The sequence below is a fragment of the Streptomyces turgidiscabies Car8 genome (genome assembly GCF_000331005.1).
Lineage (GTDB): Bacteria > Actinomycetota > Actinomycetes > Streptomycetales > Streptomycetaceae > Streptomyces > Streptomyces turgidiscabies.
Genome location: NZ_AEJB01000494.1, coordinates 24,384 through 36,312 on the forward strand (window position 1 = coordinate 24,384; position 11,929 = coordinate 36,312).

Consider the following 11,929-nt stretch of genomic DNA (forward strand, 5'->3'; position numbering starts at 1 on the left):
CTCCCTGCGCGGCATCGCCGCACCTCCCCGATGGTCCCCCCGCAGCTCCTGTGGCGCCCCGTTCCCCCGTGCCACAGCTCGCGCGACGGGTCGCATTTTTCAGGACTTGTTTGTTCGGCACCAGGCTTCGAACACGAACAGTCCCGAAGCCGACTGGAACGCCGGTGCGCCGACCGCGGCCCTCAGAGACCACCGCGGACCGGCAGGAACTCCGCCGTCAGGGACCCGGACACCCCCGCCGCCCCCGCGACCTGCTCCGGCGTCCCCTCCGCCACCACGCGACCGCCCCCGGCGCCGCCCTCCGAGCCGAGGTCGACGATCCAGTCGGAGGCGCGCATGACGTCGAGGTTGTGCTCGATCGTCACGACCGAGTGGCCCGCGTCGACGAGGCGTTGGAGTACGTCGAGCAGGCGCGCGGTGTCGGCGGCGTGCAGGCCGGTGGTCGGTTCGTCGAGGAGGTAGAGGGTGCGCCCGGTCGGGCGGCGCCCCAACTCCTTGGCCAGCTTGAGGCGTTGGGCCTCACCTCCGGAGATGGTGGTGGCCGGCTGCCCCAGTGGGAGGTAGCCGAGCCCCACGTCCGAGAGCCGTTGGAGGCGTGCGGCGATCTGCCGTACGCCCCGGAAGACGGTGAGCGCCTCGTCCACCGTGGCGGCCAGTACCTCGGCGATGTCGTGCCCCTCGTAGCGCACCGCGAGCACCTCGCCGCGGAACCGGCGCCCCCGGCAGGCGGGGCACCGCACCTCCACCGCGGGCAGGAAGTGCATGTGCACGGCGAGCACACCGGCGCCCTCGCACCTCTCGCAGCGCCCGCCGGGCACGTTGAAGGAGAAGGCGGCAGGGGTCAGCCCTCTCGACCGTGCCGCGTCCTGCGCGGCGAAGAGTTCCCTGACCGGGGTGAAGACATCCGCGTACGTCGCCGCGTTGGAACGCGGGAGGCGGCTGATCGGCTCCTGGTCGATGGTCACGACCTTGTCGAGGTGCTCCCAGCCGTCGATGCCGTCGCACTCCCCCGGCGACACCGAAGAAGCCGACAACACCCCCCTCGACGCGTCCAGGCGTTGGTGTGCCGCCCTGCCCAGCACGTCCAGTACCAGCGTCGACTTGCCCGAGCCGGACGGCCCGGTGACCGTGACCAGCCGCCCCAGCGGAATCCGTACGGTGACGTCCCTGAGGTTGTGGGCGCGGGCGCCGCGTACCACCAACTCCGTACTCGCCGCTGGGCGTTCCTTCCGTGCGGGATGCTGGAGCCGGCCCGCCAGATACACCCCGGTGACGGACCCCTCCGTCGACGCCACCTCCTGCGGTGTTCCCTCGGCGACGACCCGGCCGCCGTCCCGGCCCGCGCCCGGACCGATGTCGATGACGTGGTCGGCGGCCCAGAGGACGTCCAGGTCGTGCTCGATGACGAGGACCGTGTTGCCGAGGTCCCGCAGGCGGCGCAGTACGTCGACGAGGCGTGCCGTGTCCGCGGGGTGCAGTCCGATGGTCGGCTCGTCGAGGACGTACAGCATGCCGGTGAGGCCCGAGCCGAGCAGTGCGGCCAGGCGCAGCCGCTGGGACTCGCCCGCGGAGAGGCTGGTGCTCGACTGGTCGAGGGTCAGATAGCCGACCCCGGTGTCGACGAGCCGCCGTACCCGCTCCTCCAGGTCGGCGACGACCGGCTCGGCGAACCGCCATTCGTCCCCGGTGGAGAACGCCCTCAACTCCGCTGTCCAGTCGGCGAGTTCGGTGAGCGGCAACCGGGCCGCGTCCGTGATGCCGAGTCCGTGCACGGTGACGGCCCGGCTCTCACCGCGCAGCCGTGTCCCCGCGCACGCCCCGCAGACCTCCTTCAGCATCGAGCGCTCGGCCTTCTGCCGGTAGTCGGTGTCGTCGATGCGGTCGGCGTAGCGCCGCATGAACGCGGTGACGACGCCTTCGAAACGGCCTGCGGAGACGGTGGCCGGGGGCGCGATGACGGCACGGGCGGGCACATGGTTCATGTGGTCCAAGTGGTTGCGGAACTCGGGCGACTCGACCCCGTACAGGAGCAAGTCCCGCACAGCCGGTGCCAGTTCGGACACCGGCTGGTCGGTGTCGAAAGTGAGGTCGTAGTGGCGGGCGGCGGCTCGCAGCAGGGGCAGGTTGCGGTCGACGAGCTGCTTGGGCCAGCCGCGCACCGCACCGGCGGCGACGCTCAACTCCTCGTCGACCAGGGTCCGTACGTCCACCCGGATCACCTCACCGAGTCCGGTGCAGGACGAGCAGGCACCGGCGGGCTTGTTGAAGGAGAAGGAACCCATGACGAGTTCGGGCACCGGGGCGGAGCAGTGCGGGCAGGCGGTGTTCTCGCCGTCCACCGCTGCTTCCTCTCCGGCCACCGCCTCCTCGTCGCCCTCCGGGTCGTGGGCGTACGACGGGGGGATCTCCTCCCCGCAGGCGGGGCATGGGCGTACGCCGATCCGGGACCACAGCAGCCGCAGGTAGGTGAAGACCTCGGTCGCCGTGCCGACCGTCGAGCGTGGGCCGCGTCCTGCCGGACGCTGGTCGACGCTGACGGACGGGGACAGGCCGGTGATCGAGTCGACGGAGGGCCGGCTGACACCGGCGGTCGCCGCGCCCCACGCCTCCATGTACTGGCGGTGGCTCTCCCGGTGGAGGGTGTCGAGGGCGAGCGTGGACTTGCCCGAGCCGGAGAGACCGGTCACGACGACCAGTTTCTGCTTCGGGATCGTGAGCGAGATGTTCTTCAGGTTGTGGAGTCGGGCGCCTTTGATGTGCATCACGGGAGTTCGGTCATCCAGGCCATCCAGTTCATCCATACCTTCAATTTTTTCATTGAAGCTCCTGTTGAGACTTTGAGCGGCAATCAATGACTCGCACTGCCTCTAAGCTTCAAATCCGTGACGAACCATGAGGTACGGCTGCGGCCCGTCGACCTGGCCCGGCTGTCGGGCCTGTCGACGCAGCAGATCCGCAACTACGAGGACGCGGGTGTCCTGCCCCCGGCGGCCCGGACGGAGTCGGGGTACCGCGTCTTCGGGGACGTGCACCGGCGCGCGCTGCTCACCTACCGGGCTCTGCAGCCCGGGTACGGGCCACTGGCGGCGACCGCGGTCATGCGCACCCTGCACGACGGCGACGTTCCTGGCGCCCTCGCACTCGTCGACGCGGCGCACGCCGGTCTGCACGAGCAGCGGACGGCACTACGGGCGACCCGCGAGGCCCTGGAGGCGCTGACCGGCCGACGGGCCCCGGCGGCGACGTCTCCAGCGACCGGCCTCCGTATCGGCGAGGTGGCCGCACTGCTCGGCGTACGGACGTCCGCGCTACGGGTGTGGGAGGCAGCGGGGCTGCTCATCCCGGCCCGCGAACGCGGCACGCGCTACCGGCAGTTCGGCCCCGACGACGTCCGCGACGCCCGCCTGATCCAGACCCTCCGGCGCAGTCACTACCCCCTGGACCAGATCCGCCCGGTGCTGGAGGAATTGCGCCGACAGGGCAGCACGGAGGCGCTGCGAGCGGCGGTCGCGGCGCGCGGGGAAGCGTTGGCGGGACGTACGCGGGCGATGCTGGCGGGGGCGGGACGGTTGGCGGAGTACATCACGTACATCGAGCGGTCCGGCGACAACTAGACGAGTCATTCCGATGTAATCAGTGGTCATAGGCGATGAGGGAGCGCGTGACCGGCTGGCCGGTCTTGGTGTCGTTGACCGACTCGATCAGCTGTCGCACTGTTTTCAGGAGGCTCTCGCCCTTGCGTTTCTTCCCGCACTTGAACGACGGCCGCAGCAACTCGGCGCCCCTCAAGGCCAGGTCGGCCTCGAAATCGATCTTCACGTACAGGGCGGCCAGCAGGGCGTCCAGGTTGTTCGTCACACAACGATCTTGGACGCCCTGCCCGCGTTCTCAGACACACCGTCAGCATTCGAAGTACTGGGCGGCGGGTTCACCTGGCGAGTTCGGCCGGCTCGTCGAGCCGTGTCAGCTTCTGCGGGTTCCGCACGATGTAGATCCAGGTGACCTGGCCGTTCTCCACCACGAGGCTCACCGCGGTCGGCTCGCCGTTCATCTCGATCCGGCCCGCGGGAGCGCCGTTGAGCCACACGGGCGTCATCTCGAACGGGACCGCGACCTGGTTCGCGCGCGTGAGCAGCCTCGCCACCGGTTCGGCCCCGTGGATCGGCGCCAGCACGGCGGCCACGACCCCTCCACCATCGGCGATCAGGACGACGTCCGGCGCCATGACCTCCAGCAGGTCCTGCAACTGCCCGGTGCGCAGGGCGAGAAGGAAGCGGTCGACGACGGTCCGTTGCTCGGCCCGGCTCACCCGCATGCGCGGCTGCCGGGCGGCCACGCGCTCGCGTGCCCGCCGCGCGACCTGCCGTACCGTCGCCGCGGACTTCCCGACGGCCTCGCCGATCTCGCCGTACGGCATCTCGAAGACCTCCCGCAGTACGAACACCGCCCGCTCTGTCGGCCCCAGCGTTTCGAGGACGGTCAGCATCGCGATCGAGACGCTCTCCGCGAGTTCGACGTCCTCGGCGACGTCAGGGCTGGTCAGCAGGGGTTCCGGCAGCCACTCGCCCACGTACTCCTCACGGCTGCGGGACAACGTACGCAGCCGGTTGAGCGCCTGCCGTGTGACGGTGCGGACGAGGTACGCCCGCGGTTCACGCACCTGCGACCTGTCGACGTCGGCCCACCGCAGCCAGGACTCCTGCAGTACGTCCTCCGCGTCGGCCGCCGAGCCGAGCATCTCGTAGGCGACCGTGAAGAGCAGGCTGCGGTGGGTGACGAAGGGGTCCTCGGTCATATCGCCGACGACGACGCCACGCCGGAGTTCCCCGAACGCGCGGCCAGCGGAGTCCCGCACGCGTCGGAGAAGCCCTGCGAGGTGATTCCGTGGGCCGTGTTGTTCCTGGTCGACAGGTTGGCGAAGGCGATCGACGCGGTGAGTTCGACCATCGCAGCCGGGCCGAGCCGGTCGAGCAGGCCCGCGTACAGCTCGTCGGTGACGGTCGGCGGCGTGTTCGTCATGGCCTCGGCGTACTCCAGCACGTCCCGCTCCAGCGGCGTGAACACCTCCGACTCCCGCCAGCGCGGCACCTGGCTCGCCTTGGCCAGGTCCAGGTCCTTGTGCAGCGCCAGGAAGTAGTTGATGTCGAGGCACCAACTGCAGCCGACCTGCGCGGCAACCGCCATGTGCGCGAACGTCTTGAGCCCCTCGTCGGCCATGTCCCACTCGCTCACCTGGCGCCCGAGCTCCGTGGAGTCCTGGGCGACCTTGGGGTTGTGCGCCGTCACTTCGAAGGGCTCGGGCAGGGCACCGAACTGTTTGATCATGTTCTCGGTGAGCTCGGCGGGGAGTTCTGCCTTCGGGATGCGCAGTGTCACGGTGTGCTCCTTCTTCTCAATGTCCGTTGGCCTGTCGGCCTGTCGGACATGAAGACACCGCCGGGCTCGGGAACGTGACAACCACTATGGCGGTAGGGGCGTTCGGGTTTCCGGGCCAGGAAGGTGGCGACTGTCCTCGCGCGCCTTCGTCGGGCTCCTGCACAAGTCGCGTCGTGATCACGAGTCCGGCCCGGCCCAGCGGTTCGGCGATCCGCTCGGCCGGGAGTAGGTGGGACTCGTAGGACACCGGATGGCCGCCGTACGCCTGGGTCGGACGTAGACGCAGATACTCGTCGTCTTCCGCGTGCCCGGCCGGCACGAGGCCGCCAGGCGCGAGGGTGCGGTGGAACTCGGCGTACAGGAGGGGGAGTTGTTCCGGCGAGGTGTGGTGGGTGGAGTAGTGGGGCGAGGATGCCGCCCAGTTCGTCGTCCCGTAGCGCGAGGGCGGTCATCGAGCCCACGGTGAAGCCCAGGTGGGGATGGGCCTGGCCGACCAGGCCGCGAGTCGGTGCGACAGCAGATCGAGCCGGTCGACGACACCCTCAAGGGCCGGCTCGACCTGGAACAGCACGATGGCCGGACCTTCGAAGGTGTCGCCGTCCGCGTCGCCCAACGCGTCCTCGCCGATGGCCGCCGCGATCTGGCACAACCACGAGACCTGCCAGCCCGTCATCACATCGGAATGACTCGTCTAGGCCCTCTGGTACGCCTGTTCAGCTCACGGGGTCGTCAGAGCGGTCTGGCCGCTCCAGCCGCTCCAGCCACTCCGTCCAGCCCTTCCAGACGTTGCAGTAGTTCCCGCATCACCGCACGCGGCAGCGACGGGTTGCGGGCCGCCGCGTGTGCCACCGCCGGGTCGTCGTCGGCGAGCAGCTCCACGATGGCCGGGGGCGGGAGTGCCGGATGGCCGGCGGCCATGGATCTCGCCTGGTGGTCCGCCAGGCACGCGAGCAGGGCGTGCTGTGTCACGTGGCGGTGCCGGGCGATCTCGCGGAACGCCTTCTGGACCGGGGGTCGGTGGCGGGTCAGGTACTCCAGCAGCGCCCCGGGCGCGTCCGGGTTGGTCGCCACCTTGGCGAGGACCCGGACTCCGTGCCGGTCGACCATGGCACGCAGTTGTGCCTCGGAGAGGCCTGGGTGCGGGGCGATGGTCTTGAGCACCTTGGCGTCGGGGTCGGCGGCCAGCGCGTCGCGGATCCCGGCGGGCAGATCGCGTCGCCGGGCCACGAGCATCCGTACGGCCGCATCGGTCGAGCGGGCCAACTTCTCGACCTCGGCAGGAGACGCGGCCGCGATCCGTGGTGGTAGCTCGGCGCGGAGTTTCGTGGTCGCGGCCAGACGGACGAGCACGTCGAGCGGCACGTCGGGGTTGAGCGCGAGGCGGAATCGCACATCGGCCACCTCGTCCTCGGCCAGTGCGCGCATCAGGGCGTCGTCGATCACCGGGTTCTCGGCGAGGTCGGCCCGAATGCCCGGGATCGGATCCACGGCGAGCCGTCGGCTCACCTCCTGGGGCAGGTGGGGCCGGCCGGGAAGAGCCCAGCGCAGGAACGTCGACGGATGGTCCGCGAAGGCGACCAGAGCTTCGATGGGCGTGGCCGGGTTCCGCAGGGCCGCATACCGGATGTCGTGCACGGCGGACTCGTGGGAGCCGTCGCAGGAGGCGCCCGACGGCGGATCGCAGTCGGTGCGCTCGCAGTCCGGGTCGTGTGTGTACGGCGTCTGCTCACGGTCGCAGACCAGGCATCGTCGTGCGGGTGGCAGCCCCTTGCCGCTGATCAGCGCCGTCAGTACGGCCGGTGGCGTCGCCTCGTTCCAGGCCGTCCCCCGGCGGACCTCGGCATGCGGATGCGCCGCGAGCCTCGCGGCGACCTCCGGGGGCGCCTCCAGGGCGAGTTCGGCGACGACCCGCACGTCCGGGTCGACGGCGAGCGTCTCGACCACGTCGGGCGGGAGGTCGGGGCAGGCGGCCAGTCGTTGCCGGCGCTCGGACACCGGGTCCGCCGCGAGGAGACGGGCCCACTCCGGGTCGCCGCGCCCCTCGTCGAGGAGCACGAGCGCGGTCTCCGGATCCGCTGCCGGATCGACGTCGGCGGCGGTCAGCCGACCCCCGCGGGCCAGCCGTACGCCGGTCTCGGGGACGCGTGCGTACAGCGCGAGCGCCTGCGTATGTGTGAGGTCCTCTCGGTCCGCGAGGTCATCGGCGAAGTTACCGACCCAGTCGACGTGCGCGTCCACGTCGGCGTGCGCGTCCACGTCGGCGTGCGCGTCCACGTCGGCGTGCGCGATCTCGATCAGCCGGTCGACCAGTTCGGACGGCAGGGCGGTGTTCGCGGCGAGCCCGCACAGGACATGGTTCACAGGGGCAGTCTGGCCGCAACCCTGCCCGAGCCAAAGGCATTTACTCGGGTGCCTCGGTCGTCCGTCTGGACAATGTGCGGGGAATTTTGACACGGTGGTGCCGCCGGCCGGCATTCGAACGTATGACCGATCGCCTATCCGAAATCCGAGCCATGAGCCCCACACCCCCAGCCCCGAGGGAGCCCCGCCGTGCCGTCATCCCGCCCCGCACTCGCCCCCGAAGTCGCCGCCTTCTACCGCACCCAGAGCACCTTCTCCGACCCCGGCGACCTTGCCCGTCTGTACGCCGATCTCCCCTCCGACCCCGCTCAACTCGCCTGTACAGCACGTGACTTGATGATCCACCGGGTCGAGGGAGACCTGTTCCGGCACACGCACCCCGACGACCGGCTCCACCACGACGCCGACACCCGGTACCTCGACGACATCCTCCGGATCGTCATCGCGCGCGACGGCTCCCCGCTGACCCGGCGACGCGCGGCCGGGGACCGGTTCGTCGGCGTGTGCCGTGACTTCGCGCTGCTGCACTGCTCGTTGCTGCGGCACAGCGGCGTTCCCGCCCGGGTGCGGTGCGGGTTCGCCGACTACTTCGAGGCGGGCGGCTTCCACTACGACCACGTCGTCACCGAGTACTGGGACGACACGCGTGGCTGGCTCCTCGCCGACGCACAGCTCGCCGATCCCGAGGTCACCGCCGCCTGGTACGTCGACTTCGACCCGATGGACGTACCGCGTGACCGTTTCCAGGTCGCGGGCCAAGCCTGGCGGGACATCCGGGCCGGTGACGCCGACCCCGCCACCTACGGGCTCCACCCCCCGGAGGAGGGACCGCTGCACGGCGAGTTCTTCGTGGCCGGCAACGTACGGCTCGACCTCGCCGCGCTGAACAAGGTGGAGACCCTGCTGTGGGACATCTGGGGGACGGAGGCCGGGGAGGACGGCCGGTCCATGACCGACCCCCTCCGCGAGCTGTACGACCGGGTGTCACTGGTCGTCGCCCCCGACTCTCCTGGTGACGTCTCCTTCGAGGCCGTCCGGCGGATCTTCGCCGAGGAGGACGGGGTGCGGACGCCGGCGACGGTGCTGCAGTTGTCCGAGTACAACCCGCCGCGTCACGTCACCCTCCGCCCCTTCTGACGCCTACGCGACCGTCCGCAGGGCCGTCATTCCCACCCTCGCGCCCGCCGTCCCGCGGACCACCCGCCACGCGCAGGTCGCCGTCAGCAGCTCGCCCAGCAGGTCCGGGTCGTCGATCTCCAGGCCCAGGAGGGACTCGATGCGTTCGAGGCGCTGGTAGAGGGACTGGCGGCCGATGTGCAGGAGGCTCGCCGTGCGCGTGGGTGAGCAGCCGTTGCGCAGATGGACCTCCAGGGTGCGGACCAGGTCGCTGGGGTGGGCCGCCTCCCACGCCAGGAGGGGGCCCAGTGCGTGCTGGACCAGACGGCTCAGGCGGTCGTGGTTGGCGTCGACGCCGCCTCGGGTCAGTTCCCGTTCGAGGGCGAGGGCGCGGGAGGACGTCACCAGCGGGCCCTGCGGCGCGTTCGGCTCCGGTGGCGGCACCGTCAGTGCCAGTTCCAGGGTCGTACGGGCCGCACGCAAGGTCTCGCTCCAGCGCAGCCAGCCGCTGCCGACGTCGACGGCGTGACCAACGGCGACGGTGACGCCGGGGACGGTTGCGGCGAGGCCGGGGGTGGCTGCCGTACGGAAGGCGTCCTGCACCGCCCGTACCGGGTCCCGCACCGGCTTCGCCCCAGACCCCGGCAGGACCGCGACCAGGGCGAGCACGTCCCCCGGGAAGGCGGCCCGCAGTACCGCACCGCCGAGGATGCGCGCCGCCCGGTCCACCGTGCCGACGTCCCGCGTGCCGTGCACGGAGACGCCGATCAGCCGGGCGCCGGGGCCGGGGTGGAAGCCGGCCAGGGCGGCGCGGGCCTCGACCTCGGGCTGGTTGAGGGCCTGACCGTCGGCGAGGTCGGCGAGCAGGGCGGCGGTGTGGTCGTCGCCCCAGGGCCGGACCACCGTACGGCCGGACAGGCTCCGGGCGACGATCGCGCGGTTGGCGGCCTCGGTGATGCGTACGAAGGGGACGACCCGGCGCAGGGCGAGCAGGGGCAGGCCCAGGCGGCGGGCCTCGTCCGTCACCTCGGGCGGCATGACGGGGAGCGAGCGGCCGATCTCCACGGCCAGGCCCGCCGCGCCCCGGGCGGTCAGCTCACGGACGTACCGGCGCCGTACCTCCTCGTCGGCGTCGACGAGACCGAAGCCGTTGGTCAGCAGCAGCTCGCCGCCGTCGAGGAAGTTCGCCCCCTCGTAGACCTCGCTGATGGGGGTCCCCCCACTTCGAGCGCAGCCGAGAAGAAGGGGGAGGACCCAGCGCACCGGGCGGTCCAACGCGGCCTCGCCGGTGAGCAGTTCGGGCTCGGCCGCGCGGACCGGGTCGAGGGCCATGACTTCACGGAGGGTGAGTGCGGACACGGGTGCCTCCCAAGGCGCTGACACTTCGTCCTGCTGCGGGATGCCCGGAGAGTACTTTCCGCACGTTGCCCCGGTGTTTCCGTCGAAGGAGAGTGAACCCATGGATCAGGGAGACCAGCTGGATCAGGCACAGGTACAGGCGTGGCTCGCCGTCGCCGTCGAGGAAGCCCGTGCCGGGCTCGCCGAGGGCGGGATCCCGATCGGTGCCGCGCTCTACGGGGCCGACGGCACGCTGCTCGGGCGTGGGCACAACCGGCGCGTTCAGGACGGCGACCCCTCGGCGCACGGTGAGACGGCCGCGTTCCGGAACGCGGGACGGCAGCGCTCGTACCGTGGGACGACCATGGTCACCACGCTCTCGCCCTGCTGGTACTGCTCCGGTCTTGTGCGGCAGTTCGGTATCTCCCGGGTGATCGTGGGAGAGGCCGTCACCTTTCACGGCGGCCACGACTGGCTCGCCGAGCACGGCGTCGAGATCGTGCTGCTCGACGATCCCGAGTGCGTCGCCCTGATGCGCGACTTCGTCAACAACAATCCCGCACTGTGGAATGAGGACATCGGTGAGTAGCTCCACGTCGGCCAGTAGCCCCACACCGGCACAGACCCCCGCCGCCCCCCGTATCCCGACCGTCGATCTGCGGCCCTGGCTGTCCGGTGACGCGGCGGTACGCGAGGAGATCGCCCGTACGGTCGACGAGGCCCTCCAGACCGCCGGATTCCTGCTGGTCACCGGGCACGGCGTCGACCCCGCCCTGCGCGCCGGTATCCGGGAGGCGGCCCGCGCCTTCTTCGCGCTGCCCGCCGAGGTGAAGGAGCCGTACTCGGTGAAGGTCGGCGGGCGGGGGTGGCTGGGGCCCGGTGCCGAGGCCAACGGGTACTCGGAGGGGACCGAGACCCCGCCGGACCTGAAGGAGTCGCTGTCCTTCGCCACGCACGAGCCGTTCGACGACCCGGCCGTCAACACCGAGTGGTACGCCCCCAACGTGTGGCCCGCCGAGGCGCCGGGGCTGCGGACGCTGTGCGAGGAGTATCTGCGGCGGATGGGCGAGCTGGAGAAGGAGTTGCTCACCCTCCTCGGGTCGGCGCTCGGGCTCGAACCCGACTTCTTCTCCCGGCACATGGACCATCCGACGTACGGCTTCAACATCAACTGGTATCCGGGGGTCGAGGTCGTCGGCGAGCCGGAGCCCGGGCAGTTCCGGATCGGGCCGCACACCGACTTCGGGACCGTCACCATCCTCGACCGGCAGGCCGGGAAGGGCGGGCTGCAGGTCTACACGGACGAGGGCGGCTGGGAGGACGCGCCCTTCGACCCCGAGGCGTTCACCATCAACATCGGTGACCTGATGGCCCGTTGGACCGGCGACCGCTGGCGGTCGGGCCGGCACCGGGTGCTGCCGCCCCCGGCCGACTCGCCCGCCGAGGAGCTGATGTCCCTCGTCTACTTCGGCGAGTGCACCCCGGGCACGATCGTCGAGTCGGTGCCCGCGCCGGTGGGCCGGGTCGCGTACGAGGCCTTCGACTCGCACGTCTATCTGCGGGGCCAGCTGGACTCGATCACGGTCGACTGAGCCGCCCAGGAAGACGCAGGGAAGACGTACAGAGGAGACGTGCAAAGTTGAGCATCGGACCGATAATTTCGTAACACAACGGACATGCAGTGATCTGGTCCGATGCAACTCCCTCTTCCTACACTGGTGTTGCAGTACTGCACAGC

The 11,929-nt window shown here is 70.8% G+C and carries 9 protein-coding genes and 3 pseudogenes; 5 read left to right on the forward strand and 7 right to left on the reverse strand.

The window, feature by feature from the left end; all coding sequences use genetic code 11:
- Window positions 1-182: 182 nt before the first annotated feature.
- The gene (gene uvrA, locus STRTUCAR8_RS35450) at window positions 183-2,801 is read right to left on the reverse strand and encodes an excinuclease ABC subunit UvrA (RefSeq protein ID WP_006381085.1); all 2,619 of its coding nucleotides are present in this window, start codon (window positions 2,799-2,801) and stop codon (window positions 183-185) included.
- A gap of 81 nt (window positions 2,802-2,882) precedes the next feature.
- Here uvrA and STRTUCAR8_RS35455 point away from each other — a divergent pair, with 81 nt between their 5' ends.
- On the forward strand, window positions 2,883-3,614 hold the full coding sequence (locus STRTUCAR8_RS35455; RefSeq protein ID WP_006381063.1) for a MerR family transcriptional regulator: 732 nt from the start codon (window positions 2,883-2,885) through the stop codon (window positions 3,612-3,614).
- 19 nt (window positions 3,615-3,633) lie between these two features.
- On the opposite strand, the pseudogene STRTUCAR8_RS35460 reads toward STRTUCAR8_RS35455, so the two are convergent.
- From STRTUCAR8_RS35460 to STRTUCAR8_RS54740, 4 genes and pseudogenes are all read right to left on the reverse strand, one after another.
- Window positions 3,634-3,810 (reverse strand): annotated as a pseudogene (locus STRTUCAR8_RS35460) (IS982 family transposase); the annotation flags it as partial.
- 118 nt (window positions 3,811-3,928) lie between these two features.
- The gene (locus tag STRTUCAR8_RS35465; protein ID WP_006381086.1) at window positions 3,929-4,795 is read right to left on the reverse strand and encodes an RNA polymerase sigma-70 factor; all 867 of its coding nucleotides are present in this window, start codon (window positions 4,793-4,795) and stop codon (window positions 3,929-3,931) included.
- The gene (locus STRTUCAR8_RS35470; protein WP_006381076.1) at window positions 4,792-5,376 is read right to left on the reverse strand and encodes a carboxymuconolactone decarboxylase family protein; all 585 of its coding nucleotides are present in this window, start codon (window positions 5,374-5,376) and stop codon (window positions 4,792-4,794) included. Before STRTUCAR8_RS35470 ends, STRTUCAR8_RS35465 begins: the two co-directional genes overlap by 4 nt.
- A 98-nt stretch (window positions 5,377-5,474) precedes the next feature.
- Window positions 5,475-5,873 (reverse strand): annotated as a pseudogene (locus tag STRTUCAR8_RS54740) (class I SAM-dependent methyltransferase); the annotation flags it as partial.
- A 5-nt stretch (window positions 5,874-5,878) separates the two neighbouring features.
- On the opposite strand from STRTUCAR8_RS54740, the pseudogene STRTUCAR8_RS55880 reads away from it, so the two are divergent.
- Window positions 5,879-6,062: pseudogene (locus STRTUCAR8_RS55880) on the forward strand (IS982 family transposase); the annotation flags it as partial.
- Window positions 6,063-6,105: 43 nt separating this feature from the next.
- Here the strand turns inward: STRTUCAR8_RS55880 and STRTUCAR8_RS35480 are convergent.
- The gene (locus STRTUCAR8_RS35480) at window positions 6,106-7,737 is read right to left on the reverse strand and encodes a hypothetical protein (RefSeq protein WP_006381050.1); all 1,632 of its coding nucleotides are present in this window, start codon (window positions 7,735-7,737) and stop codon (window positions 6,106-6,108) included.
- 189 nt (window positions 7,738-7,926) lie between these two features.
- Here STRTUCAR8_RS35480 and STRTUCAR8_RS35485 point away from each other — a divergent pair, with 189 nt between their 5' ends.
- Window positions 7,927-8,874, forward strand: a complete 948-nt coding sequence (locus tag STRTUCAR8_RS35485; RefSeq protein WP_006381069.1) for a transglutaminase-like domain-containing protein — start codon at window positions 7,927-7,929, stop codon at window positions 8,872-8,874.
- A gap of 3 nt (window positions 8,875-8,877) precedes the next feature.
- On the opposite strand, the gene STRTUCAR8_RS35490 is transcribed toward STRTUCAR8_RS35485, so the two are convergent.
- Window positions 8,878-10,212, reverse strand: a complete 1,335-nt coding sequence (locus STRTUCAR8_RS35490; protein ID WP_006381054.1) for a PucR family transcriptional regulator — start codon at window positions 10,210-10,212, stop codon at window positions 8,878-8,880.
- 100 nt (window positions 10,213-10,312) lie between these two features.
- Here STRTUCAR8_RS35490 and STRTUCAR8_RS35495 point away from each other — a divergent pair, with 100 nt between their 5' ends.
- Together STRTUCAR8_RS35495 and STRTUCAR8_RS35500 are read left to right on the forward strand one after the other, a co-directional pair.
- Entirely contained in the window at window positions 10,313-10,780 is a 468-nt protein-coding gene (locus STRTUCAR8_RS35495; RefSeq protein ID WP_006381059.1) for a nucleoside deaminase, read from the forward strand.
- Entirely contained in the window at window positions 10,773-11,783 is a 1,011-nt protein-coding gene (locus STRTUCAR8_RS35500; protein ID WP_006381049.1) for an isopenicillin N synthase family dioxygenase, read from the forward strand. Before STRTUCAR8_RS35495 ends, STRTUCAR8_RS35500 begins: the two co-directional genes overlap by 8 nt.
- The last annotated feature ends 146 nt before the right edge of the window (window positions 11,784-11,929 follow it).

Coding starts and splice junctions, on each gene's coding strand:
- uvrA (WP_006381085.1), bottom strand. CDS start 2,801: ATGGATGAACTGGATGGCCTGGATGACCGAACTCCCGTGATGCACATC.
- STRTUCAR8_RS35465 (WP_006381086.1), bottom strand. CDS start 4,795: ATGACCGAGGACCCCTTCGTCACCCACCGCAGCCTGCTCTTCACGGTC.
- STRTUCAR8_RS35495 (WP_006381059.1), top strand. CDS start 10,313: ATGGATCAGGGAGACCAGCTGGATCAGGCACAGGTACAGGCGTGGCTC.